Genomic DNA, 24,598 nt, shown 5'->3' with positions numbered 1-24,598 from the left:
ATAACGAAAGTTTGTTAAAAAAAGTTGATCAAGATCACATTGTTGGAAAAGAAAGAAATATATCGCACATTTGCAAGGGAAAATTCTATTTCAGATGTTCAATTCTTCAAAATATGCCCTCAATGTGTGAGAACCTGTCTCGGGGGCTGTCATTTCCATTGCGATGGTTGTCAGAAAAAACTCAATCTTTCCGTAAACAGACTTTGGGAGCAATATTTTCCCGACTTTCAGGGTTAATTTTCGCATCCAATCGGGATAATGAGCAATTTTCGGCTTTTTCCCCAACACAGAAAAGGCTAATTCGGCGATTTCGTTCTGCGTAAAGACCTCCTTGCCGCCTATATCAACCTCTTTTTCGTCCGAATGAATCTGCCGAACGCATATTTTTGCCAAATCTTCGCCGTGAATGGGGTTGATGGAAAGATTTCCGCTCCCGAAAAGAGAAATTTTGCCGCTCTTTTTCGCCATCTGAAAGAGTTCCCCGATATCCGAATAGAACCCCGTGGGACGGACAATGCAGTAATTCATTCCCGACGCTTTGAGCGTGTCCACAAATCGCTCTTTGGCTTCCCCAACGGCGGTGTGGCGAATTTGCCTACCCTTAAAAACCGAGACATAAACAAACTTTTTCACTCCCTGACGCACCGCCTCGTCAAGCAGGTTTTTATTGGCTTGAAAATCGACCTGCATATAGGAAAGCCCGTCCTTCTGGCGGGTAATTCCCACGCAAGAAATGACTTTATCGATGCCCTTGCAGACATTTTCAAGGCTTTCGGGGCTGGTTATTTGCGCCTGAATGATTTCCAAACGGGGCAATTTCTGAATTTCGGGTGATATTTGAGATTTATTTCGGACAATAATCCGTACAAAATAGCCGTTTTGGAGCAATTCAGCCAAAATATATCTCCCCAAATAGCCCGTTGCCCCTGCCAATAGTATTTTTTCGTTCATTTTATGATCCGCACATTCAAGTAATAAATGCAACTTTTTTAGTCGCTGTTAATTAGTTGCAAATATACTTGTTTTGGTGATAAAAATCCAAATCTTTTTCGCGGACGGTCGTTTAATTTGTCTTGAACCACATCCAAATCCGCCTGAGTTATCTGGCTAAAATCCTTATCCTTAGGAAAATAATGCCGCAAAAGTCCGTTGTAATTCTCGTTAGAACCTCGCTCCCAACTGTGATACGGATTCGCAAAATAATAATCCAAGTTCAACGCTTCAGAAACTTCCTTATGCTTGGAAAACTCCTTGCCATTGTCCGAAGTCAAAGTGTGGATAATTAACTGATTTTCAATAGATATTTCTATTATTGCACACTTCACTTCCTCCGATTTTTTGCTCTGCAAAAGCCTTATAAATGTGTAACCACTCGCCCTGTCGTTCATCGTTAAAATCGCCTGTTTATGGTTTTTTCCGATGACTAAATCAACCTCAAAATCGCCAACTCTGGTGCGTTCTTCAACGATTTTTGGACGTTCGGAAATGTTTTTTTTCCCTGTAATAATGCCTCTTTTGTCCTTCAAATCGCCTCGCTTCCGATAGCATTTTCCTTTCGTCCGAAAGTGTTTGTGTAGCTTTCCGCCTTGTTTTTTGTCTTGCCAAACAAATTGATAAATTCGCTCGTGAGAGATTGTTTCTTTGCCCGCTAATTTCATCGTGCCAACAATCTGTTCAGGACTGTAATCTTTTGACAACAAATTAATTACCTCTTGTTTTATTGCTTCGGTAAAGCGGATTTTTTTACGCTTATTTTTGTGCCTGTCAGCACATTTTCTCATAGCCAATTCAGCACGGTACTTTCCGCTTCTTTGGTCGCAATTTCTGCGGATTTCCCTGCTGATAGTGGCTTCGCTTTTGCCTAAATACTCGGCAATTTCTTTTTGTGTGTGATTTTTTTGCAGTAAGGCTTCGATTTCGTACCTTTGCTCAGATTTTAAATGTTCCATTTTTCGCGATTTTTGGACGAGGAGCAAAAATGAGCATTTTTTATCATTTCAGCAAAAGGGAAGAATTTTTTTTCTTCTCTTTGCTGAAAAAAGTTTTTAGCTTTTTTTACTCCATCAAAAATTACGTTTATTAGTTGAATTTAAGTATAAATTTATGTATCGAATTAGAAAAAATAAGGATAACCGCAAATATTCAGCGTTTTGTATATGTTAAATAAATTTTAAATATCTGATTATTTATTAGATAAAAAATAGAAGAGTCAGATTTTCGCTAATAATTATTAATTTATATTGGATTTTTGCTTAAAAAAAGGTATATTTTTTCACCGAGAAACCTAGGGCTTGTGGACATTTCAATTTCCCAGCAACGAAGACTAATTTTAGCCTAATCAAGGCGAAAGCCCTTACTTTTTCATACTTCATAACCTAAATTAACCTTTTTAATAGGAAACAATATGACTTCAGTAACACCAAAAAAACCGAGAAGTGCAAATTCTAAATTGCTTATTCGCATTGTTATTGCACTTATTCTTGGTTCTGCGATAGGCATGATTTTGCCACAAAATGTTACTCTTGGTGATTCATCATTAGTAAGTTTATTAACCCCATTTGGTGATTTATTCATCCGTTTATTAAAAATGATTATGGTGCCAATCATCATTTGTTCATTAATTATCGGTTCTAGTAGTATTTCGCCTGATAAATTAGGGCGTGTAGGTGGTAAAGCTATTTTATTCTATGCCATCACTACTTTAATTGCGATCGCTATTGGTTTAGCCAGTGCAACAATTTTCTCCCCTGGCTTAGGATTAGATTTAAGTGATACCTCAAAAGCTGTGGAAAAAGCGGCTAATGCACCAAGTTTAGGGCAAATCTTATTAAATATTATCCCAACCAACCCATTTGATTCCATTGCGAAAGGTGATATTTTACCAATCATCGCATTCTGCTTATTCTTTGGTATTGGTTTAGCTTATTGCCGTCACAGTGAAGATGAACGTATTAAAAACTCTGCAAATACCGTGTACAACTTCTTTGACGGTATGAGCGAAATTATGTTCAAAGTGGTTCGTTGGGTAATGCAATATGCACCAATCGGGGTGTTTGCGTTAATGTTTGTGGTATTCAACAAAAGCGGTGTGGCGGCGTTCAGCTCATTATTAAATGTAACCGTGACTTACTTTATCGGTTTATTAGTTATGATTTTAGTGGTCTATTCTGCTGTCTGTTTATTAGTGGGATTAAGTCCATTAACGTTCTTGAAAAAAGCACGCCCAGCAATGTTGACAGCATTTGTAACTCGTAGCTCTAACGGTACCTTACCTATCACCATGCAATGTGCGGAAAATATGGGGATTCCAAAATCCGTTTATGGTTTCGTGTTGCCTGTTGGTGCAACCGTCAATATGAATGGTACAACGGTTTATTTAGGGGTATGTACATTATTTATCGCTAATGCTTGTGGCATTCCGCTAAGTAGTAGTGATTACTTTACTATCATCATCACATCAATGCTTGCTGCCATTGGTACTGCTGGTGTGCCAGGGGCGGGTGCATTAATGTTATTACTTGTACTAGAATCTGTCGGGATTAAAGTGAGTGGTAGTGTAGCCATTGCTTACGGTATGATTTTAGGAATTGACTCAATTTTAGATATGGGTCGTACTTGGATGAACGTAACTGGTGATGCAGTCGCTTCTGTTTACGTAGCGAAAACAGAAAAAGAATTAGATGTTGAGCAATGGAATAGTTAATTTTATTGCATTAATTCGATCTTTTTTGAATAGGATTCCGATATCGGAATCCTATTTTTTTAACAAGAAAAAGAATACATAAAAATTGTTATACGTTTCTTGATCTATTCAAAATTTAGTTTATGATAACTGTTAATTATTACAGTGATAAAAAGGTGAGAAATGGATGAAATTAAACTGTTTGAACAGCATTCTGTACGTAGCTATTATGATGAAGTCGTGGAAAAATGGTATTTTTCAATTATTGATGTGATTGAAGTACTTACTGAAAGTTCCCGTCCTCGCCGTTATTGGAATGATCTCAAAACAAAATTACAAAATGAAGGTAGTGAACTGTCCGATCAAATCGGACAGTTGAAAATGAAGTCTTCAGATGGAAAAATGCGTTTAACAGATGTAGCTGATGTTGAGCAACTTTTCCGCTTAATTCAATCTATTCCAAGCTCAAAAGTTGAGCCTTTTAAACAATGGCTTGCTCGTGTTGGTTATGAACGCTTACAAGAAATTCAAGATCCCAGCCAAAGCCTCGACCGAGCAAGAGAAAATTGGCAAAAAATGGGGCGAAGTGAGAAATGGATTCAGCAGCGAATGACAGGGCAGGAAACTCGTAATAAACTCACAGATTACTGGAAAAAATCAGGCGTGGAACAACCGAACGATTTTGCTTTTCTAACAAATATTATTCATCAAGAGTGGGCAGGGTTGAGTGTTAAAAATCATAAAAATTTAAAAGGGTTAAAAAGCCAAAATTTACGTGATCATATGAGTGAAGCAGAACTCTTATTCACTGCTCTTGCTGAACTATCTACTCGCCAAATTGCCGAAGTTTCCCAAGCTCAAGGGATAATAGAAAATGCGGAAGCAGGAAAACAAGGAGGGAAAATTGCTAAAAATGCAAGACGAGAACTTGAGGATAAAACAGGTAAATCCGTAGTTACAGGTGAGAATTTTTTACCACCTAAAAAGAAAGAATTAAAATAATTGTTTACGAAATCCTGTGGACATTTCATATTACTGAGAATCCCACTAAATAGACGTAACTGTTTATTTGGTGGGATTATAGTGTATGATCTAATCAGTTTTTGACAACGTCCCTTTAAAAACTCAAACCAACTTTAGCCTGCCAATCTGTCGCTTTTCCATTTTTAAATGCCTGTCGATGAATATCGGTGGATAAGAACCAGTTGCCTTTTTCCAGCATCATACCCAAACCGAATACGGCTATATTTTTGCTGAAAGTGGTTGATTGACTGTGAATAGCAATACCATTTAATCTGCTTTCTAAATAGCTTGGTTTGCCATTAAGATGACGAATATAACTTAAATCGAAATTCGGCGTGATTTTCCAATCACTAAGATCAAATGATTTTTTCAAATGCAATCCACTTGATAAATTAACATCTGTTTTATGGAAAGAAGAGGTTGATGTTGCCAATTCGCCATTTTCGGTTAATTGCTGCATATTCAAACGAATCGCTTGCAATCCAGCACTCGGTTCTAAATACCAGTCATTTATTGCTAGGTTATACCCCGTCCGCAACTCGCTGCCAAACAACCAGCCTTTATTAGCACCTGAAGCAAGTGAAGCTGAATTGAATTGACGGTTTTGTTTGTAATCCAAACGAGCGATTTTTCCTGTAATATCTACAAACCAACCGCTTGCTAATGGCATATAACGCAATGCCGCACTGGCTTCAATTTGTTTAATCGTAGCAGATGCCTGATTTTTCGTAACATCGGATTTAGTGCGAGTCAGATTACCCGTCAATATGCTTTTCTCCGCTTTATAAGCAAATCCCATGCCTGTATATCGAGTTTTCACTTCTGTTTTTTGATCAAATTGATGATGATCGGATTTATATTTCTGTCCATCACTTTCAACCCATACTTTGACACTGTCAGTTTTACTGTCGTGATAACGATATAAATGATTATCCGTTTCGGTTAATCCTATTGCTGCATTGTTACGCAACAAATCAAGGCTATCAGCATAAATGGTATTGCCGACACCGTAATGGAAATTCTGTAAATCATTATGTTCTATTGCATGTTGCAACCAATCATTATATAGACCTTTTTTCCATGCCGTACTGCTGTCACGCAACGCATTCAATGCTTGCAAGCCGTTTTGTCCGTTATTATTTGCTTGTGGATCAGTAAATGGCTGATTCGGGTTAGCTTTTAATTCAATGCGATCATTTTTAAAATACAAATCCTGCCGCAATCCCTTAGCTGTCAAAGTATCGCTAGAGATTAATTGTTTAAAACCACCCGTATAGGTTGCACCATTTTTCACCACTAATACATCAGCAATAGTTTGCCCAGCTTGAGTATTTTGTTTGAGTGATTCCGCCACAGATAATACGCCATTTAAATTGACTACAGTGCCTTTTCCTTGAGCAGTAAACGCCTGTTGTGCTAATAATTCAAGTTGGCTACCTGCTTTCGCATGAAAGGCTTGATTTACGGTTAATGCAGTGAGTGCCAATTTGCTCTCATTACTAATTTGATCCACCAAAGTCGTATTAGTTAAGGCTAATTTCCCATCTTCAACACTGATCTCTTTTAAACGATTGTTCTCTCCAGCCAAGGTTAAAGTCGCTTGTCCTTGTTTAGTTAAGCGGTATTCGCCAGTTAAAGGGTTGTTCCAACGATCATCGCTGGATAGCGTATAGGTTTCGTTGTTTAACAGTTGCGATGGTCCATTTATTGCTTTTGATAGATTAATTAATCCCCAGCCAAAGACATCATCTACGCCTTTTGCCCCTAAATCCGTGGCGGTAGTCAATAATGTATCTCTCACTTGCGTTGCTGTAAAATACTGAAAACGTTGTTTTAGCACGGCTAAAGATCCTGTCACGACAGGGGCAGCCAAAGATGTTCCTTCTTGTAATTCAAGGCTTGGCAATTTGAGATTTTTATCAGCACCACTAGTAGAAAGTACGGTTAAACTTCCTGGTGCAGCGACACACCAATTTTTGCTTACTCCACAATGATTGGAATACTTCGCTATATTTTTCCCATCATTGACAGCAATAACCGACAAATAATGTTTTTCCAATTCAGGTAAATAGCGTGGTAAAGCCGCCATAATCCCAGGTTGTTGTTTGCTTTCATTACCCGCAGCAAAGACAAGAAGCGTATCTTTTTTAACTGTATCTTTAATCGCATTAAGCAATACATTATCTGTTGCTTTTTCAATGCCAGCTTTATATTTATTATCCATTTCTTGAGCGGTATTACCCACAGGATCTTCATTCCAGCTATTATTAATCACAAACACTTTGTTTTCCGTTTGTTTAGTGAATGCGGTGGCAATGATATTACGGTAATCTTTTATTTCTGCTTGGTTGCCCAGTAATAATTCAAGTGGTTTATCACTATCTTTTGAATCATCTGAATCGTCCGCATCATCATCTTGTTTGGGTACAGTGGTTGTCACATAAATATCGGCATTTTTTGCAACACCACCTGCATAATTATATTGCTTAAACGGATTAGCACCGATAATGCCAGATACTTGACCACCGTGCATTGAATAAACGGTTTCCTGTTCACCATTTTCATCTTGTTCGGTTTCAATTACATAGTGGTTAGGATCAAAGGTCTTTTTATTCCCTTCATCATCGGTAATTTCAAAGGATAAGGAATGTAATTTTTGTTGATTAAATAACGGATGTTCATTCATAAAACCAGAATCAATCACACCGACTTTCACACCCTCACCAGAATATTGTTCAGAGATCTGATCGGTCAACCCGATTTGTTGCTGTGGATTAATTACTTGTTCATATTGGGGGGCTTGTTCTTGCTCGTCATTTTCTTCAATATCTTCAGCATAACTATTTGATGTCATCGCAATGCCAATAATAATGGCGAGCAAAGTTCTTTTCCATGGATAATTGCTCATCTCAACTCCTTTTGATAAAACGTAAAATTTGGTTCATTCAATGAACTCTATATAATCAAATACCTAATAAATGATTATTAGGCATCTGGCTATTTTCATAAAATAGCGACACTATTTTCTTCATAATAGAAATAAGAATCAAATAAAAAAACTCATTTTGGAGTGAAAATTGCAATTTCTTTGATTTAAAACAAATTCAAATCGTTAAGGGGAAATTTAATTCGGTTATGTAAGGAACAAAAGTGCGGTGCTTTTTTAAAGTGTTTTTAATCTAATAACATGATGCCTGTTTAAGCCTTTTTATGCTTCTTATTGTATTTCTAACTAGCTTGCTATATAGTTTTATCTATAATAAATTCAAAGGATTCGCTATGTTTACTATCAATCAACATCGTCGCCGTTTTATTAAAACCCTATTGGTAGGATTCTCTTGTTTATCCCTACCACCTATTGTCTTTTCCCAATCCACCCAATCGCTAATTATCCGTACGGGTATTTTGAATAAAATCCCGCAACGGATTTTAAGTGCTGGTTTTGTGTCGGATTTATTATTAATGGCATTATGCCCTGAAAAAATGGTGGGGATTGCCACTGAATTAAAAACGGATACCAAGAAATTTTTATCGGAACAAATCCAAAATTTACCCCATATTGGGCGAATTGCAGGACGAGCCTCTACTGCTCCAGTGGAAAAAATTGTCAGCCTCAATGCCGATTTAATTGTAGATGTGGGTAGCGTCAGTGAAACTTTTCTTTCCACTGCCGAAAAAATCTCCCAACAAACTCAACTGCCTTATTTTATTGTGGCGGGAAAATTAGCAGATTCAGCTCAACAATTCACACAATTAGGTGAATTATTACAACAACCAATTCGAGCCAAAGCCTTAGCAGATTTATCTGATGAGATTTTAACTAAAACCCACCAACTTTGTGCCACGAATAATCTGAATGTCTATTTAGGACGTGGATCTGATGGTTTAGAAACCGCATTAAAAGGGGCAATTCATACTGAAGTGTTAGATTGGTTAGGGCTACAAAATGTGGCAAATGGAGCTGGTGAGAAAAAATTAGCTCGAGTGTCAATGGAACAACTTTTACAATGGCAACCCGATTTAATTTTGACCCAAGATACTAATTTTTACCAACATAGCCAACAAAATACCTTATGGCAAAGTTTAACTGCGGTGAAAAATCAGCGAGTTTTTTTAGCCCCAAGTTTACCGTTTAATTGGCTAGATTCACCACCGAGCGTCAACCGTTTATTAGGTTGTGTATGGTTAGCTTACAAATTAAAACCGACCGCTTTATCACAGCAAAATGCCTATGACTTAGTGCAACGTTATTTCCGTCTATTTTACGGTTATCAAATTTCTTCCACAGAAATCACCGCACTTTTGGAGTAAGTCAATGCCAATTTTCCGTTTAATGTTGCCTTTGGTGTTGTTAATTATCAGTCTTGTGATTGCGGTCAGTTCAGGGCAATATTCGCTTTCTTTAACGGAAATTTGGCAATCTATCAGCCAGTTCGGTAACGAACTTTCGCAACAAGGGCTTTCTCAACAACACATCGTACTCTGGAATATTCGCTTACCCCGCATTGCCACCGCTATTTTAGTCGGTATCGCTTTATCGGTAGCAGGCGTAACCTATCAAGGTATGTTTAAAAATCCGTTGGTTTCGCCTGATATTTTAGGGGTAACTTCGGGAGCAGGTCTTGGGGCAGTAACGGCGATTTATTTTGATTTTCCCTTACCAATTATTCAGCTATTCGCCTTTGTTGGTGGGTTGTTTGCCGTGGGATTGGTTTATTTCATCGCCAGTACAGTCCGCCGTCAAAATCCAATTCTGGCATTAGTGCTATCAGGTGTCGCCATTTCTGCTTTGCTCGGGGCAGGCATTTCGTTACTTAAAATTCTGGCTGATCCTTACAGCCAATTAAGTACCATTACATTTTGGCTATTAGGTGGATTAAATATGACCAGCTTTGACGACTTAAAACTGGTTGCTCCATTGGTTCTATTTGCCTTAATCCCGTTGATTCTATTACGTTGGCGAATGAATGTATTAAGCCTTGATGATGAAGAAGTGACAGCTCTTGGAATTAATATTAAACGCTCTAGGCTGATTTTTATTTTATGTGCTACGCTAATGACATCTGCCGTTGTGTCAGTAACGGGTATTATCGGCTGGGTCGGTTTAATTATTCCGCATATTGCTCGACTTTGGAGTGGAGCGGATTTCCGTTTGTTGTTACCAACTTGTATTTTATTGGGTTCAGCCTTTTTGCTTATCACCGACACATTAGCACGTTGTTTATTTGCCATTGAAATCCCATTGGGCGTAATCACCGCCTTTGTCGGCGCACCATTTTTTCTAAGCCTATTAATCAAAGGGGAACGCCAATGATCACCTTGAAAAACTTACGTATAGGCTATCAACAAACGGTTGCCGATAATCTGAATGTTACCTTTCCAACACAAAAAATTACCGCTTTGTTAGGGGCAAATGGTTGTGGCAAGACCACATTACTCAAAACCATGTTAGGCTTAATTAAACCCTTGCACGGTGAAATTCTGATTAAAAATACACCGCACTTTAATTGGACAGCAGCCCAACTTGCTCGTACAATAGGTTATGTACCGCAAGCTCAACAAGGGGTATTTTCCTTTACAGTGCTAGATGTGGTATTAATGGGGCGAACCGCTTATCTCGCATGGTACGCCACACCCAATCAGCAAGATAAACAGATCGCTCAACAAAGTCTTGAGCAATTAGGTGTCGCACATTTAGCGGATAAATCCTATATGACATTAAGTGGCGGTGAACGGCAATTAGTGTTAATCGCCAGAGCCTTGGCTCAACGACCACAATGTTTAATCATGGACGAACCCACATCTAATCTGGATTTCGGCAATCAAATTCGGGTGTTAGAACATATTCAACAATTACGCCGACAGGGTTTGACTGTGATTTTCACCACACACCAACCCGAACAAGCGTTTCGTTATGCAGATAATTTATTGTTGATGTATCAAGGTGAAATTATTAAACAAGGTACACCTAAAGAGGTAATGGATTTAGTTTTATTAGCTCAAATTTACCACTTAGAACCTAATGTATTAGCCAAAAATTTAATGCTTTGAGGGAATAAAATGAAAACGATCCATGACATAAACTTTGCTGAACTCTACAAAAACCATGTTCAACTTGCCACCCGAGAACCAAAGCAACCACAAGACTGGGATCGCAAAGCAGAACAAATGCAAAATAGTCAATTTGATTTAAAAAATGATTATGTACAAGATTTTGTAAGCCGAATGGATTTAAACAATGTGGATTCCATGTTAGATGTGGGGTGTGGTGGTGGAGCTATCGCCTTAGCTTGCGCCCCTTATGTGAAACGAGTTTATAGCTTGGATTACAGTCAAGGCATGTTGAATTTACTGCAACTGCGTAGCCAACTGCTAGAACTTCATAATATTTTTCCTATTCTACGTGCGTGGGATGATGATTGGAAAGATGTGCCAGTATGTGATATTTGTGTTTCTTCCCGTTCTTCCATGGTCAACGACTTACAAGCTGCCTTAGATAAACTCAATGCCAAAGCCAAAAAAGCGGTGTATATGACCATGACGGTGGATAAAGACTTTGTGGATCGTAAAGTATTAAAATTTATCCACCGCGAGGGGATTGGTTTCCCCAATTATATTTATGCGGTAAATATGCTGTATCAGCAAGGCTATCAGGTCAAAGTGGATTTTTTAGATGGCGGTTTCGGTTTGTTTGAACCACAAACCGAAAAAAGTGCGGTGATTTCTGAACAAGATTTTATTCGCACCGTAAAATGGTCGATTGGTAGCAATTTAAGCGAAGTAGAAATTGCCAAATTGAAAGATTATTACCACCAACATAAAGGTAACGTAAATGTTCGTCCTGCTATGAAAAGATGGGCATTTTTGAGCTGGAAGAAATAATTTCTTCGCGTAAAAATTGAGTGATTTTTAACAAAATCATTCAATTTTTTTACCTATCGCTATATAATTATTTATATTTTGATAACTTATAAGCAAACAATGCAACATTTGTAGATTATTGCCAAAGGAATGTTAATTCTTTTGCCCGTATTCGTTATATGACGATTTAACCCTAACCAATAAGGAAATTACCAATGAAAAAAACTTTAATTTGCACAGCTATAGCTGTAGCTTGTTCTACAAGCTACGCTGAAGTGTTTACCCTTGGTCAAATTGATGTAGTGGAAAATGGTTCTGATATTAGTACCGTTTCTGTTAATCAAGATCAACTTCGTCAAAACCAAATTACTAACGTAGCTCAAGTGGCTAAAATGTCCCCTGGTGTATCTTTTGAACGTGGCGGAGCAAGGGGCGAACAAAATATCCGTGTGCGTGGTTTTAATGCGTTGCGTGTACCTGTATTTATTGATGGTATTCCTGTTTATGTACCCTATGACGGTAATATGGATTTAGGGCGTTTTACCACCTTTGATTTAGCCGAAATCAATATTTCTAAAGGGGCAAGTTCAGTGTTATACGGTGCCAACACCATGGGTGGTGCAGTCAACCTTGTTACTCGCAAACCAACCAAAGCTCTTGAAGGCACGATCGGCTATGGTTATCAAACTGGACGTAATAGCCACACAGCCGTGAATCAACCCTATTTTAATTTAGGCACTAAACAAGACAAATTCTATGCCCAAGTGAGTGGTAGCTTTGCCGAACGTCAAGGCTTACAACTTTCACGTGATTTCCAACCAACCGGCTATGAGAATGGTGGACGAGCAGAAAATTCATCTAATCGTGATCGTAAAATCAGCTTACGTGTGGGTTACACACCAAATGCCACCGATGAATATGCGATTTCCTATTCCAACCAAGATGCCAGAAAACAACAGCCACTTTATACAGGTAATGGCACACCAAGATTTTGGCGTTGGCCAGCGTGGGATAAAGAAAGTATCTATTTCTTATCCCATACGGAATTTGCAGACGGTCAATATTATCTAAACGGCAAATTATTCCACGATACATTCAATAATGATTTGTCTGTATATGACGACAACACCTTTACGACCCAAAACAAAAGCAGTTCATTTAACAGCCATTACCGTGATTTTTCTTATGGTGGAGGCGTAGAATTTGGGGCAAATACCAGTGCGAATAATACCTTAAAATTATCCGCACTTTACAAATTTGATGTACACCGTGAGCATAATGATGGCGATCCTGTGGCACGTAATGAAGATCGTACTTACAGTGTTGGCTTAGAAGATACTTATCGTTTTACGGATATCACCAAAGCCATTGTTGGTATCAGCTATGACTATAAAGATGCCGTGCAAGCACAAAATTATCAACGCCTTTATGCAAAAGGACCTTATGGTTTATATGAATTTGATACCAGCTCACAACATGCTTTCAATTATCAAGCCAAAGTGGTGCATAACTTTAGTCAAAATGACGAGTTAAGCTTAAGTTATGCCCATAAAAGCCATTTACCAACAATGAAAGAGCGTTATTCACGTAGTCTGAGTAGAAATCGCTTACCCAATCCGTTCTTAAAACCTGAAATTGCAGATCATGTTGAAATCGGTTATTTCCGTACGTTCAATGACATATTTAAACTAGAGGGAGCATTATTTTATAGCCATATCAAAGATGCGATTAATGAAGTAGCAATTAATGATGCCACTGCCGAAGTGCAAAACCAAAACGTGGATAAAGCCATTTATAAAGGGGTTGAATTAGGCGTATCGGCATTTGTAACCAAAGATTTAACCCTTGGAGCAAACTACACCTACATTCACGCCCAAAATGGCGACTCCAGTATTAAGGTTACTGACTTGCCACGCCATAAATTCTTTGCTTATGCTGATTGGAAAATCACCCCTGAATTATCTGTTTATTTAAGCCAAACAGCTGAATCAGGGCGTTATACGTTAGTCAATAAAAAATACGAAACCCTATCAGGCTTTGGCACCACCGATGCTAAAATCAGTTACGCCTTTAAACAAGGGTTAAGTCTTGATGTGGGCGTATCCAATATCTTTGATAAAAACTACTATTTGATTGAAGGTTATGTAGAAGAAGGACGGGTTTATTTTGCCAATGTGAGATATTCGTTCTAGTAAAAACTCAAGCGTTTTTGACCGCACTTTTGTTAAGCGAAAGTGCGGTCGTTTTTATCGGGATTTTTGAGCTATAACGCTATTTTGCCATTGAGTCCAAAAAATTGATTAAATTGCGTTTTTGCTCATTGGAAAGTTTCACCCAATGGTATTCCAGCCTTGATTTCAACGCATCGTTGCGTATCGGCACATACTGTTTCTGATCGGAAAAGGTCAAATTTTCCGCCTTACTGTCTGCAAAAAACCAACTGATCGGCGTATCCAAAATCACGGCGATATTCACCAAATGTGATACGTTCATTTTGGTCGCACCACGCTCATAACGGGAAAATTGCTGCTGAGAAACGCCAATTTGCTCCGCCAGTTTCTCCGCCGTCCACCCCACTTCCTTACGCCGTTGCTGAATCCGTTTGCCGATTGCCAAATCCACTTCCGCTGCGATAAATCTGCTCATTTGTGATCTACCTCACATTTTTACTCATTGAGTGATATTTTTGCGATTTATACGCTTGTGTTTATTGTTCTTAAGTTGTATATTTCGAACCCTACTCAATGAATGAGTAGAAACAATATTTTTCTATTCTATTTTCAATATGCTAAGGAAAACATCATGAACATACCTAAAGTATCCTCATTAATATTAACATCAGTTTTAGTCGCCGCTTGTAGTGGTGGTGGCGGTGGTGCTGGTACAGCAACAACTCCTGATGGAACCAAAATTGATTTAAGTACTAGTCCGAAAGGTTCTGTAATTGCCGATACAGTTAACGGAATTTTACTAGGACAAAATAATAACGACTCTTTTTATGGAGTTTGGCGGAATGATGAACAAAATTACAAGGAGCTACGCTACCAAGGAACAAAAGCAACAGATATTCCAAAATCTGGTATCGCAACCTATAAAGGAGATGCTGTCTGGATTAGCGGTTATGATTCAGGATTTAAACAAGGGGGAACAACCACAGTAAATGTTGATTTCAGCAATAAAACTGTTGAAGGTGAAATTACTTTCTCTATCTTGAACGGAGATGAGTTTAGACGTGATATTACTTTGCATAAAACCAATTTAAACGGTGCTGAATTCCAAGGTCAGGCTAGTGTAGCACTTAATGACGGTGGGGTTTATAAAGGAGCTTTATTTGGCGAACAGGCTAAAGAAGTGGCTGGTTATGTGAACTTCCAGAATAATAGTAATTTGGATGTTTCTTTCGGCGGTGTCAAACAATAATGATCTGAATCCCAAAAAGTGGGACAGATAAATAAACTTAAGTTAATACTGAGTTCTGTACTGTGTACAGGACTCAATTTTTTTAATAACTTTTTACATCGCTAACAGTGTTAAGATAACTTAATCTTAGGGTTATTCATTCAATACCATTTGGAGTTTAACCTTGCCACAACCAAGCTATTGATTGCCGAACAACTGGATTTTCTTAGCCATAATACCGAGCATCGTTTTGTACAAAAACCTGATGTGATTCGTGCTTATAATTATTGCGAAATGAACGAGAAATTATTTGGTTTTTGAAATAAATTAGTCGCTTTATAATCAGGTAACAGAGAAACGATGAAAAAATATCTGCCAGCATTTGCCTTATTTACCGCCAGTATAGTCTTTATCGGGCTGTGTGTAACCAATAATGCGGTTTTTGACTGGGTATTCGCCCGCCACCAGAATCCGCTAAGTTGGTATATTCGCCCACTGTTTATCATACCGCTGTGCTGGTTTGCTTACCGCCAGCCTAACAGGGATTGCCGCCACCGTTTTCGCCTTGCTGACCAGCATGTTTTGGTTTCCCACACCTACCGAAACCAATCCGCAAATCGTAGAATTTTTACGGTTTGAACAAGATTGGCTTATCGGCGAGTGGGGTATAACAAAATATCTATCCGCCCTGATGGTTATCGTATCGCTGGTTGCCTTGTGTGTCGCATTTTGGTATCGCCAACTATGGGCTGGTATAGCGGTCATTATCATCATAGCGGTAACAAAAACCTTGTGGAGTATAATAAACAGCCAAGCAGGCACGGCAGTGGCACTACCAGCAATGCTGGGACTGGCAGTGTGTTTGGTTTTTGTGTGGAGGATAAAAAAGGTGAAATAGCTGGGTGACGAATTTGGTGAAACTGCCAGATTGGGCAACCAGCAAAAAAGTGCGAAGATCTGGGGTGTTGGTCATTTTATGCCTGTTCTCTTGGCAATACGTAACTCTTTGGCAGATTGCTCACTGACGACCTTTTGCCCCGTGCGTTGTTCTAATGCGATTCGTGCGGTATGGGCGACTTCTCCACCTTGCTGTGCCACCTGTTTATTTTGCTCAAAATTTTCAGGGTTGACAGCTTGCGAAATATCTTTGGCAGACGCTTCGGCTAACATATTTAAAATCAGCTCGGTGTTGGTCATATTATCACGTAAATTTTCCTTTTTTAGCCCTTTGTGCTGCTTGTATTCTTTGACGGTTTTACCGCTCCACGCTTTGGTCAGAATATTGGTTAATACAGCAAATTGTTGTCCCTCTAATACACCTGTTCGTTTCCATTCATCAGTAAGTTCCTTACGGATTTCAATGCTTTTCAGGCGTTGGTTAATCCAATCGTCCGAATAGCCCAAACGTTGATAATCTCGCAACGCCCGTTCAATGGTGAGTTCTGGATCTTGAATTTCGTCTAAGCGTTCACGCCCAACCTGAGCCAGCCACAATTTAAACGGCTCGGCTTTTGGCGATGGAATAGATTGAATTAGGCGGAATAATTGCTCGGTGTCTGCGACATCGGTTTTATACATTTTTCCGTCTGCGGCTGGCATTTTCAGTTGACTACAATTTGTAGCCAACTGACTTCCTTCCTTTTTAAGCCTTGTTTTTAGCACACTCCAATATTTTCTTGGGTTTGGACTTTCCGTCAAAACCTCAACCACATCAACAATAGAAAAATACCATTTTTCCTGTTCGGCATCCCAATGGGAACGCACTTCTTTTTGTTCAAAAACTTGCAGCTGCATTTTTATCTCGGCTTAAATCAAAATTGGTTAATAATGCTTAATAGATTAGATACTTATTGCTATCTAGTCAATACTGTTTATGTCAATTAAAATAGCCAAATCTTAAAACAATGCAGTGAAAATTTTGTAAAAAATCACAGCACTTTTTATCTCAACACTAGGAAAACATAATGTCTAGAATTTCCCCCTGAACGCTTGGATACATAACCCCAAAAGATAGGCAAAAAACCTTTGAAGTGTGTTTATTAAAAATTCACCTTGAAATATCCCGATCCAACCCCATTTACAATATAAATTTGCATAAAAAGGATCATAAAATGACAACAATAGTATGTGTACGCAAAGATGGTAAAGTCGCTATTGGTGGTGATGGACAAGCAACCTTGGGGAATTGTGTTGAAAAAGGTACTGTGCGTAAAGTTCGCCGTTTATATAAAGACAAAGTCGTAACTGGATTTGCTGGTTCAACGGCTGATGCCTTTATTTTACTTGATTTATTTGAGAAAAAACTTGAACTCCATCAAGGGCATTTAGTTAAAAGTGCGGTGGAATTAGCCAAAGAATGGCGTACTGAACGTGCGTTACGCCGCCTAGAAGCCATGATGATTGTAGCGAATGAAAATGAGTTTTTATTGGTATCTGGTAGTGGCGATGTGATTGAACCTGAATTTGATGTATTAGCGATTGGATCAGGGGGTAACTATGCTAAATCTGCAGCATTAGCATTACTTCGCACGAATAATAATTTAACTGCTACAGAAATTGTTAAACAAGCTTTAAACATTGCGGGTGATATTGATATTTATACCAACCACAATCACATTATTGAAGAATTATAAGAAGAAGGAAATATTTTATGTCTATGACCCCTCGTGAAATTGTTTCAGAGTTAGATGCTCATATTATCGGTCAAAGTGATGCTAAACGAGCTGTTGCTATTGCCTTGCGTAACCGTTGGCGACGTATGCAGTTATCTGAAGAACTCCGCCAAGAAGTAACGCCCAAAAATATTTTAATGATAGGTCCAACTGGTGTAGGTAAAACTGAAATTGCTCGCCGTTTAGCTAAATTAGCCAACGCTCCATTTATTAAAGTGGAAGCCACCAAATTTACCGAAGTTGGTTATGTAGGTAAGGAAGTGGATTCTATCATCCGTGACTTAACGGATATGTCAATGAAATTAGTGCGTCAGCAAGCGGTGGAAAAAAATAGAATGAAAGCCCAAGATGCAGCGGAAGATCGTATTTTAGATGCGTTATTACCGCCAGCTAAAGATCAGTGGGGTAATACAGAAGAAAGTAATAATGAAGCTACTCGCCAAGTTTTTCGTAAGAAATTGCGTGAAGGTCAATTAGATAATCGGGAAATTGAGATTGATGTATCTCACCCCGTTAGTGTGGAGATTATGACCCCTCCAGGTATGGAAGATATGACTTCGCAATTACAATCTTTATTTGAAGGAATGTCACCAAGCAAAACCAAAAAACGCAAAATGAAAATCAAAGATGCGTTAAAAGTAATGATTGATGAAGAAGCAGCGAAATTGGTAAATCCAGAAGATTTGAAACAGAAAGCGGTAGAATCTGTGGAACAACACGGCATTGTATTCATTGATGAAATCGACAAAATCTGTAAAAAAGGGGAATATAGTGGTGGCGATGTATCTCGTGAGGGTGTACAACGGGACTTGTTGCCTATCATTGAGGGTTCAACAGTTAATACTAAACACGGTATGGTAAAAACTGACCATATTTTGTTTATCTGTTCTGGAGCGTTCCAAGTGGCTCGTCCATCGGATTTATTACCTGAATTACAAGGTCGTTTACCCATTCGTGTGGAATTAAAATCACTTACCAAAGAAGATTTTGAACGTATTTTAACTGAGCCAAATGCTTCATTAACTTTACAATACCGTGAGCTAATGAAAACTGAAGGGGTTGAAATTGAGTTCACCCAAGATGGGATTAGTAAAATCGCTGAATCTGCATTCCGTGTTAATGAAAAAACCGAAAATATTGGAGCAAGACGTTTACACACGGTATTAGAACGCTTAATGGATGGTATTTCTTTTGATGCTAGTGAACGTTCAGGTGAGAAAATTATCATTGATGAAAATTATGTTTCTACCGCATTGAATGATGTGGTGGATAATGAAGATTTAAGTCGGTTTATTTTATAATTTATTTTTATATCAAAGGCGTTATTTACAACGCCTTTTTGTTATGCTAAAAATCTCATAACAACATATAAAAAGGATAAATACCATGAATAGAACATTAGGAAGTACTTTACTTGTATCAGGCACCATGATTGGTGCAGGAATGTTAGCAATGCCACTAACGGCTGCGGGTATAGGATTTTCCTTTACCTTTGTATTATTAGCAATATTATGGCTTTTATTGACCTATAGTGCGTTATTATTTGTAGAAATTTATCAAACTGCTGAACATGATGCAGGTATAGGCACACTTGCTGCACAATATTTTGGCAAAACTGGTAGAATTATTTCAACGACCATTTTAATGATCTTTCTTTATGCGTTATTAGCCGCTTATGTTACAGGCGGGGGAAATATTCTCGCATCCACTATCCCACAAATTAGTGATGCGGAAACCACATCTAAAATTTCCATTGTGCTATTCACTGTTATTTTTGGAGCATTTATCATTATTGGGACAAAGAGTGTCGATGTGATTAACCGCTTACTCTTTTATATTATGCTCGCTACATTAGCTTTTGTATTAATTTTAATGTCACCCAAAATTAGTATGGATAACCTAATGGCAATGCCGATTGATAATGCCTTGTTAATTTCTGCCAGCCCCGTGTTCTTTACTGCATTTGGTTTTCACGGTTCAATTCCTAGTTTAAATGCTTATTTAGGTGGAAATGTCAAAGCACTGCGAATTTCTATTCTTACAGGTTCTTTGATTACCCTAATTATCTATATTTTATGGCAACTTTCTACTCATGGTGTACTAAGCCAATCTGTGTTTTTAGATATTTTACAAAAAGATCCAACATTGAATGGTTTGGTGACTGCGACTCGCGAAATCACTGGAAGTAATGCAATTAGTAGTACAGTAAAAATATTCTCAGCTCTTGCGTTAATTACTTCTTTTCTTGGTGTATCGTTGGGTTTATTTGATTGTGTTAAAGATTTACTAAAACGAACTTTTAATTTTTCTGCTGGGAGAATAACTTTAGGTGTGTTGACATTCTTACCACCAATGTTGTTTGCTTTATTTTATCCACAAGGCTTTATTTTAGCTCTTAGCTATGCTGGTCAAATGTTTGCTTTTTACGCCGTGGTGTTACCTGCAACATTAGCTTGGAAAGCTCGTCAGAAATATCCTAACTTGCCATATAAAGTTTTTGGTGGAAATGCTTTATTAATTGTAGTTTCTGTTTTGGGGATTGTTATTGTTTCAATTCCATTTTTAATTCAAGCTGGATTATTGCCTAAAGTCGTTGGGTAAAAGTGCGGTGTAAAAAAAAAAGAATTTTTACTACAATAAAAAACCGCCTTTCGGCGGTTTTTCAATAACAATATTAACGATTAACGACCATTCTTCGTTAATTTTTCCGTTAATTCGTAAGCGCGAAGTTTAGCTAGTTCTTGTGAAAGTTTAGCTACCATTAATTGATGGTTAGCATCACCAGATTTCGCTATAATATTTTCTTCTGCTTTGCGTTTTGCATTCAATATGCGATCTTGGTCTAACTCATCACCACGAATAGCGACATCTGCTAACACAGTAACGATATTAGGTTGAACTTCTAAAAATCCCCCTGACACATAGATAACGTCTTCGCTATCATTTTCAAGGGTGAATTTCACAATCCCTGGTTTAATCGCTGTCATTAAAGGAGTGTGATTAGCTAAAATCCCTAATTCCCCTTCAATCCCACTTGCTTGAACGCTTTTTACCGCACCCTCGAAGATTTTTTTCTCCGCACTCACGATAATTAAGTTAAATGTTGCCATTTTGATCTCCTTCAATCTGGTAATCAGTTGAAGTGATTACATATTTTTCGCTTTTTCAACAACTTCATCGATTGAACCCACCATATAGAACGCTTGTTCTGGAATATGGTCGTATTCACCGTCAAGAATACCTTTGAAGCCACGAATGGTATCTTTTAATGACACATATTTACCTGGTGAACCCGTAAATACTTCCGCTACGAAGAATGGTTGTGATAAGAAACGTTCGATTTTACGCGCACGGGCTACCACTAATTTATCATCTTCGGAAAGTTCGTCCATACCAAGAATGGCGATAATATCTTTCAATTCTTTGTAACGTTGTAAGATACCTTGTACACCACGAGCCACGTTATAATGTTCTTCTCCGACCACCAATGGATCTAATTGGCGAGAAGTTGAATCTAACGGGTCAACCGCAGGGTAAATACCGAGTGATGCGATATTACGGCTTAATACTACGGTAGAGTCCAAGTGTGCAAAGGTTGTCGCTGGCGATGGGTCAGTTAAGTCATCGGCTGGTACGTAAACCGCTTGCACAGAGGTGATAGAACCTGTTTTGGTGGAGGTAATACGTTCTTGCAATACACCCATTTCTTCCGCCAAAGTTGGCTGATAACCCACAGCAGACGGCATACGACCTAACAACGCAGATACTTCTGTCCCTGCAAGGGTATAACGATAGATGTTATCTACGAAGAATAATACATCACGACCCTCATCACGGAATTTTTCCGCCATGGTTAAGCCTGTTAATGCCACACGCAGACGGTTGCCCGGTGGCTCATTCATTTGACCATAAACGAGCGATACTTTATCCAATACGTTAGATTCGGTCATTTCGTGGTAGAAGTCGTTCCCCTCACGAGTACGTTCACCTACCCCAGCGAATACAGAATAACCACTGTGTTCAATCGCAATATTACGGATTAATTCCATCATATTTACGGTTTTACCTACACCTGCACCACCGAATAAACCCACTTTACCCCCTTTCGCAAACGGGCAAATCAAGTCGATAACCTTGATCCCTGTTTCCAAAAGTTCGGTACTATTAGATTGATCTTCATAACTTGGTGCTGCACGATGGATTGCCCAATTTTCTTCTGCACCAATGTCGCCTTTTTCATCAATCGGCTCACCCAGCACGTTCATAATACGTCCTAAGGTTTTCACTCCCACTGGCACAGAAATCGGATGACCTGTGTTTTCTACTTTTAAACCACGTTTTAAACCATCAGATGAACCCAGTGCAATACAACGTACCACACCGCCACCTAATTGTTGTTGCACTTCAAGGGTTAAGCCTGATTCAACTTTTAAGGCATCGTAAACCTTTGGTACAGCATCTTGTGGGAATTCAACGTCGATTACCGCACCGATAATCTGTACAATTTTTCCTGCTGACATTACCTGTTCTCCATTAAATCGCTGCTGCACCAGCAACAATTTCATTTAATTCATTTGTGATACTTGCTTGGCGAGCTTTGTTATACACCAACTGCAAGTCATTGATTAAATTCCCTGCATTGTCTGTTGCTGCTTTCATCGCCACCATTCGAGCCGCTTGTTCTGAAGCTAAATTATCAACCACTGCTTGATATACTTGAGATTCTAAATAACGCACCAATAAGCTATCTAATAGCATTTTTGGATCGGGTTCGTAAATATAATCCCAAACATTTTGTCTTTCGCCTAATTTATCAGTTTCTAATTCTGGTAATGGCACAAGCTGTTGGTAAACTGGTTTCTGCGACATGGTATTAACAAATTTATTGTAGGCAATATAAATGGCATCAAGTTCGCCATTACGGTAGGAATCGATCATACCGTTTACCACACCCAATAAATCTTCTAATACTGGGTTATCGCCCAAACCTGAATGTTGTCCTTGTATTTTCAAACCAAGAGAACGGAAAAAACCAATCCCTTTTGAACCAATTAAACTAAGTTCAACAGTCACGCCTTTTTCTTTCCATTGTTTGATTTCGTTAAGTGCGGTCTTAAATAAATTAATATTTAGACCACCACACATACCACGATCCGTTGAAATAACAAGTACACCTACTTTTTTGACTTCACGTTCAATTAAAAACGGGTGTTTATAACCAACTGTTGCTTTAGACACATGGCTAATAACATTTCTAATGGTTTCAGAATAAGGGCGAGATGCTGCCATACGATCTTGCGTTTTACGCATTTTCGATGTTGCTACCATTTCCATTGCCTTGGTAATTTTTTGTGTACTTTGTACACTGGCAATTTTGGTTTTTATCTCTTTTCCACCAGCCATGTTATTTCTCCGTTAATTACCAAGCATTATTTGCTTTGAAACTATCTAAAATACCTTTCAGTGTATTTTTAATTTCATCGTTATAATTGCCTGATTTATTGAGTTCCTGCATAAATTCAGCATATTGACGATGAGCATAATCTAAAAGTGCGGTTTCAAAACTGGCAATTTTATTTAATTCCACATCTTCTAAATAACCAAATTCAACGGCAAATAACACTAATGCTTGTTCAGAAACACTGAGCGGAGCATATTGTTTTTGTTTCAATAATTCGGTTACTTTTTCACCGTGGGATAATTGTTTACGAGTAGCATCATCGAGATCTGATGCAAATTGTGCGAACGCCGCTAACTCACGATATTGTGCTAAGGCAGTACGGATACCCCCAGCCAATTTTTTCACCACTTTGGTTTGAGCTGCACCACCCACACGAGAAACCGAAATACCTGGGTTTACCGCAGGGCGAATACCTGAGTTAAACAAGTTAGATTCTAAGAAAATCTGACCATCGGTAATGGAAATTACGTTGGTTGGTACGAACGCTGATACGTCCCCCGCTTGGGTTTCAATGATTGGAAGTGCGGTTAAAGAACCTGTTTTACCTTTCACTTCACCATTAGTAAAGCGTTCTACATAATCGGCATTAACACGAGAGGCTCGCTCTAATAGACGGCTGTGCAAATAGAATACGTCACCTGGATAGGCTTCACGACCTGGCGGACGGCGTAATAATAAAGAAATTTGACGATAGGCTACCGCTTGTTTGGATAAATCATCATAAATGATTAACGCATCTTCACCACGATCACGGAAATATTCACCCATTGCACAACCTGCATAAGGGGCTAAATATTGTAACGCAGCGGATTCAGAAGCCGATGCCACCACCACGATAGTGTTCGCTAACGCACCATGTTCTTCTAATTTACGTACCACGTTAGCAATGGTTGATGCTTTTTGACCAATCGCCACATAAATACATTTAATGCCTGAATCACGTTGGTTAATGATCGCATCAATGGCTAATGCGGTTTTACCCGTTTGACGGTCGCCGATAATCAACTCACGTTGACCACGACCGATTGGCACCATGGAGTCCACTGCTTTATAACCCGTTTGTACAGGTTGATCCACGGATTGACGGTCGATAACCCCTGGGGCAATAACTTCCACTGGCGAGAAACCGTCATTTTCGATTTCGCCTTTACCGTCAATCGGTTCACCCAAAGTATTCACCACACGACCTAATAAACCACGACCCACTGGTACTTCAAGAATACGACCCGTACATTGCACTTCCACGCCTTCTGCTAAGTCAGCATAAGGTCCCATCACTACCGCACCGACAGAATCACGTTCCAAGTTTAATGCCATAGCAAAACGGTTGTCAGGTAAGGCAATCATTTCACCTTGCATTACATCACTTAAACCGTGAATACGGATAATCCCGTCACTCACGGAAACGATTGTCCCTGTGTTGCGAGCTTCGCTCACCACATCAAATTGGGCAATTCGTTTTTTAATCAATTCACTAATTTCTGTTGAATTTAGTTGCAT

Annotated in this window: 21 protein-coding genes; 12 read left to right on the top strand and 9 right to left on the bottom strand. The window is 38.7% G+C overall.

Annotation, left to right across the window (positions count from 1 at the left end):
- Positions 1 to 90: 90 nt before the first annotated feature.
- Together O1Q80_RS01940 and O1Q80_RS01935 are read right to left on the bottom strand one after the other, a co-directional pair.
- Positions 91 to 951, bottom strand: coding sequence for an SDR family oxidoreductase (locus O1Q80_RS01940; RefSeq protein WP_386695351.1), 861 nt, complete (start codon positions 949 to 951; stop codon positions 91 to 93).
- A 38-nt stretch (positions 952 to 989) separates the two neighbouring features.
- Positions 990 to 1,949 (bottom strand): IS30 family transposase, encoded by a 960-nt coding sequence (locus tag O1Q80_RS01935; RefSeq protein ID WP_386695349.1) that lies wholly within the window; start codon positions 1,947 to 1,949, stop codon positions 990 to 992.
- A gap of 455 nt (positions 1,950 to 2,404) precedes the next feature.
- On the opposite strand from O1Q80_RS01935, the gene O1Q80_RS01930 reads away from it, so the two are divergent.
- On the top strand, positions 2,405 to 3,703 hold the full coding sequence (locus O1Q80_RS01930) for a dicarboxylate/amino acid:cation symporter (protein ID WP_386688667.1): 1,299 nt from the start codon (positions 2,405 to 2,407) through the stop codon (positions 3,701 to 3,703).
- 162 nt (positions 3,704 to 3,865) lie between these two features.
- Positions 3,866 to 4,684: a Bro-N domain-containing protein gene (locus tag O1Q80_RS01925; RefSeq protein WP_386688670.1), complete on the top strand. Its 819-nt coding sequence runs from the start codon at positions 3,866 to 3,868 to the stop codon at positions 4,682 to 4,684.
- A gap of 115 nt (positions 4,685 to 4,799) precedes the next feature.
- On the opposite strand, the gene O1Q80_RS01920 is transcribed toward O1Q80_RS01925, so the two are convergent.
- On the bottom strand, positions 4,800 to 7,613 hold the full coding sequence (locus O1Q80_RS01920) for a S8 family serine peptidase (protein ID WP_386695347.1): 2,814 nt from the start codon (positions 7,611 to 7,613) through the stop codon (positions 4,800 to 4,802).
- Positions 7,614 to 7,984: 371 nt separating this feature from the next.
- Between O1Q80_RS01920 and O1Q80_RS01915 the strand changes: the two genes are divergently transcribed.
- From O1Q80_RS01915 to O1Q80_RS01895, 5 genes are all read left to right on the top strand, one after another.
- Complete coding sequence (locus O1Q80_RS01915) at positions 7,985 to 9,016, top strand: ABC transporter substrate-binding protein (protein WP_386695345.1); 1,032 nt, start codon at positions 7,985 to 7,987, stop codon at positions 9,014 to 9,016.
- A gap of 4 nt (positions 9,017 to 9,020) precedes the next feature.
- Positions 9,021 to 10,019 (top strand): FecCD family ABC transporter permease, encoded by a 999-nt coding sequence (locus O1Q80_RS01910; protein WP_386688676.1) that lies wholly within the window; start codon positions 9,021 to 9,023, stop codon positions 10,017 to 10,019.
- Positions 10,016 to 10,756, top strand: a complete 741-nt coding sequence (locus tag O1Q80_RS01905; RefSeq protein ID WP_386695343.1) for an ABC transporter ATP-binding protein — start codon at positions 10,016 to 10,018, stop codon at positions 10,754 to 10,756. The genes O1Q80_RS01910 and O1Q80_RS01905 overlap by 4 nt, the downstream gene beginning before the upstream one ends.
- Positions 10,757 to 10,765: 9 nt before the next feature.
- Positions 10,766 to 11,587 (top strand): class I SAM-dependent methyltransferase, encoded by an 822-nt coding sequence (locus O1Q80_RS01900; protein WP_386688681.1) that lies wholly within the window; start codon positions 10,766 to 10,768, stop codon positions 11,585 to 11,587.
- A gap of 194 nt (positions 11,588 to 11,781) precedes the next feature.
- Positions 11,782 to 13,758: a TonB-dependent receptor plug domain-containing protein gene (locus O1Q80_RS01895; protein ID WP_386695341.1), complete on the top strand. Its 1,977-nt coding sequence runs from the start codon at positions 11,782 to 11,784 to the stop codon at positions 13,756 to 13,758.
- A gap of 79 nt (positions 13,759 to 13,837) precedes the next feature.
- Here the strand turns inward: O1Q80_RS01895 and O1Q80_RS01890 are convergent, their stop codons facing one another.
- Positions 13,838 to 14,212 (bottom strand): helix-turn-helix domain-containing protein, encoded by a 375-nt coding sequence (locus O1Q80_RS01890; RefSeq protein WP_386688687.1) that lies wholly within the window; start codon positions 14,210 to 14,212, stop codon positions 13,838 to 13,840.
- Between the two features lie 156 nt (positions 14,213 to 14,368).
- Here O1Q80_RS01890 and O1Q80_RS01885 point away from each other — a divergent pair, with 156 nt between their 5' ends.
- Both O1Q80_RS01885 and O1Q80_RS01880 read left to right on the top strand, forming a co-directional pair.
- Complete coding sequence (locus O1Q80_RS01885) at positions 14,369 to 14,986, top strand: transferrin-binding protein-like solute binding protein (protein ID WP_386695339.1); 618 nt, start codon at positions 14,369 to 14,371, stop codon at positions 14,984 to 14,986.
- A gap of 556 nt (positions 14,987 to 15,542) precedes the next feature.
- Complete coding sequence (locus tag O1Q80_RS01880) at positions 15,543 to 15,863, top strand: hypothetical protein (RefSeq protein ID WP_386695337.1); 321 nt, start codon at positions 15,543 to 15,545, stop codon at positions 15,861 to 15,863.
- A gap of 71 nt (positions 15,864 to 15,934) precedes the next feature.
- Here O1Q80_RS01880 and O1Q80_RS01875 read toward each other — a convergent pair whose 3' ends face one another.
- Complete coding sequence (locus tag O1Q80_RS01875) at positions 15,935 to 16,759, bottom strand: BRO family protein (RefSeq protein ID WP_386695335.1); 825 nt, start codon at positions 16,757 to 16,759, stop codon at positions 15,935 to 15,937.
- Between the two features lie 317 nt (positions 16,760 to 17,076).
- Here O1Q80_RS01875 and hslV point away from each other — a divergent pair, with 317 nt between their 5' ends.
- The 3 genes from hslV (at position 17,077) to O1Q80_RS01860 (ending at position 20,238) form a co-directional block, all read left to right on the top strand.
- Positions 17,077 to 17,598: an ATP-dependent protease subunit HslV gene (gene hslV / locus O1Q80_RS01870; protein WP_386688695.1), complete on the top strand. Its 522-nt coding sequence runs from the start codon at positions 17,077 to 17,079 to the stop codon at positions 17,596 to 17,598.
- Between the two features lie 17 nt (positions 17,599 to 17,615).
- On the top strand, positions 17,616 to 18,938 hold the full coding sequence (hslU, locus tag O1Q80_RS01865; RefSeq protein ID WP_386688697.1) for an HslU--HslV peptidase ATPase subunit: 1,323 nt from the start codon (positions 17,616 to 17,618) through the stop codon (positions 18,936 to 18,938).
- Between the two features lie 85 nt (positions 18,939 to 19,023).
- Complete coding sequence (locus O1Q80_RS01860; protein ID WP_386695333.1) at positions 19,024 to 20,238, top strand: aromatic amino acid transporter; 1,215 nt, start codon at positions 19,024 to 19,026, stop codon at positions 20,236 to 20,238.
- Positions 20,239 to 20,318: 80 nt separating this feature from the next.
- On the opposite strand, the gene O1Q80_RS01855 is transcribed toward O1Q80_RS01860, so the two are convergent.
- The 4 genes from O1Q80_RS01855 to atpA are packed head-to-tail and all read right to left on the bottom strand — an operon-like array spanning position 20,319 to position 24,598.
- Positions 20,319 to 20,747, bottom strand: coding sequence for a F0F1 ATP synthase subunit epsilon (locus O1Q80_RS01855; protein ID WP_386688701.1), 429 nt, complete (start codon positions 20,745 to 20,747; stop codon positions 20,319 to 20,321).
- A gap of 36 nt (positions 20,748 to 20,783) precedes the next feature.
- Entirely contained in the window at positions 20,784 to 22,157 is a 1,374-nt protein-coding gene (gene atpD / locus O1Q80_RS01850; protein WP_386688703.1) for a F0F1 ATP synthase subunit beta, read from the bottom strand.
- Positions 22,158 to 22,170: 13 nt separating this feature from the next.
- The gene (gene atpG, locus O1Q80_RS01845; protein WP_386695331.1) at positions 22,171 to 23,040 is read right to left on the bottom strand and encodes a F0F1 ATP synthase subunit gamma; all 870 of its coding nucleotides are present in this window, start codon (positions 23,038 to 23,040) and stop codon (positions 22,171 to 22,173) included.
- A 16-nt stretch (positions 23,041 to 23,056) separates the two neighbouring features.
- Complete coding sequence (gene atpA / locus O1Q80_RS01840; RefSeq protein WP_386688707.1) at positions 23,057 to 24,598, bottom strand: F0F1 ATP synthase subunit alpha; 1,542 nt, start codon at positions 24,596 to 24,598, stop codon at positions 23,057 to 23,059.

It is taken from the genome of Lonepinella sp. MS14435, from assembly GCF_042485795.1.
In the GTDB taxonomy this organism is placed as follows: domain Bacteria; phylum Pseudomonadota; class Gammaproteobacteria; order Enterobacterales; family Pasteurellaceae; genus Lonepinella.
This window is presented reverse-complemented; position numbering and strand designations above follow the sequence as displayed.

What these genes read in the sequence shown, in the direction of transcription:
- O1Q80_RS01940 (WP_386695351.1), bottom strand. Translation starts at nt 951, where the DNA reads ATGAACGAAAAAATACTATTGGCAGGGGCAACGGGCTATTTGGGGAGA.
- O1Q80_RS01935 (WP_386695349.1), bottom strand. Translation starts at nt 1,949, where the DNA reads ATGGAACATTTAAAATCTGAGCAAAGGTACGAAATCGAAGCCTTACTG.
- O1Q80_RS01930 (WP_386688667.1), top strand. Translation starts at nt 2,405, where the DNA reads ATGACTTCAGTAACACCAAAAAAACCGAGAAGTGCAAATTCTAAATTG.
- O1Q80_RS01925 (WP_386688670.1), top strand. Translation starts at nt 3,866, where the DNA reads ATGGATGAAATTAAACTGTTTGAACAGCATTCTGTACGTAGCTATTAT.
- O1Q80_RS01920 (WP_386695347.1), bottom strand. Translation starts at nt 7,613, where the DNA reads ATGAGCAATTATCCATGGAAAAGAACTTTGCTCGCCATTATTATTGGC.
- O1Q80_RS01915 (WP_386695345.1), top strand. Translation starts at nt 7,985, where the DNA reads ATGTTTACTATCAATCAACATCGTCGCCGTTTTATTAAAACCCTATTG.
- O1Q80_RS01910 (WP_386688676.1), top strand. Translation starts at nt 9,021, where the DNA reads ATGCCAATTTTCCGTTTAATGTTGCCTTTGGTGTTGTTAATTATCAGT.
- O1Q80_RS01905 (WP_386695343.1), top strand. Translation starts at nt 10,016, where the DNA reads ATGATCACCTTGAAAAACTTACGTATAGGCTATCAACAAACGGTTGCC.
- O1Q80_RS01900 (WP_386688681.1), top strand. Translation starts at nt 10,766, where the DNA reads ATGAAAACGATCCATGACATAAACTTTGCTGAACTCTACAAAAACCAT.
- O1Q80_RS01895 (WP_386695341.1), top strand. Translation starts at nt 11,782, where the DNA reads ATGAAAAAAACTTTAATTTGCACAGCTATAGCTGTAGCTTGTTCTACA.
- O1Q80_RS01890 (WP_386688687.1), bottom strand. Translation starts at nt 14,212, where the DNA reads ATGAGCAGATTTATCGCAGCGGAAGTGGATTTGGCAATCGGCAAACGG.
- O1Q80_RS01885 (WP_386695339.1), top strand. Translation starts at nt 14,369, where the DNA reads ATGAACATACCTAAAGTATCCTCATTAATATTAACATCAGTTTTAGTC.
- O1Q80_RS01880 (WP_386695337.1), top strand. Translation starts at nt 15,543, where the DNA reads ATGTTTTGGTTTCCCACACCTACCGAAACCAATCCGCAAATCGTAGAA.
- O1Q80_RS01875 (WP_386695335.1), bottom strand. Translation starts at nt 16,759, where the DNA reads ATGCAGCTGCAAGTTTTTGAACAAAAAGAAGTGCGTTCCCATTGGGAT.
- hslV (WP_386688695.1), top strand. Translation starts at nt 17,077, where the DNA reads ATGACAACAATAGTATGTGTACGCAAAGATGGTAAAGTCGCTATTGGT.
- hslU (WP_386688697.1), top strand. Translation starts at nt 17,616, where the DNA reads ATGTCTATGACCCCTCGTGAAATTGTTTCAGAGTTAGATGCTCATATT.
- O1Q80_RS01860 (WP_386695333.1), top strand. Translation starts at nt 19,024, where the DNA reads ATGAATAGAACATTAGGAAGTACTTTACTTGTATCAGGCACCATGATT.
- O1Q80_RS01855 (WP_386688701.1), bottom strand. Translation starts at nt 20,747, where the DNA reads ATGGCAACATTTAACTTAATTATCGTGAGTGCGGAGAAAAAAATCTTC.
- atpD (WP_386688703.1), bottom strand. Translation starts at nt 22,157, where the DNA reads ATGTCAGCAGGAAAAATTGTACAGATTATCGGTGCGGTAATCGACGTT.
- atpG (WP_386695331.1), bottom strand. Translation starts at nt 23,040, where the DNA reads ATGGCTGGTGGAAAAGAGATAAAAACCAAAATTGCCAGTGTACAAAGT.
- atpA (WP_386688707.1), bottom strand. Translation starts at nt 24,598, where the DNA reads ATGCAACTAAATTCAACAGAAATTAGTGAATTGATTAAAAAACGAATT.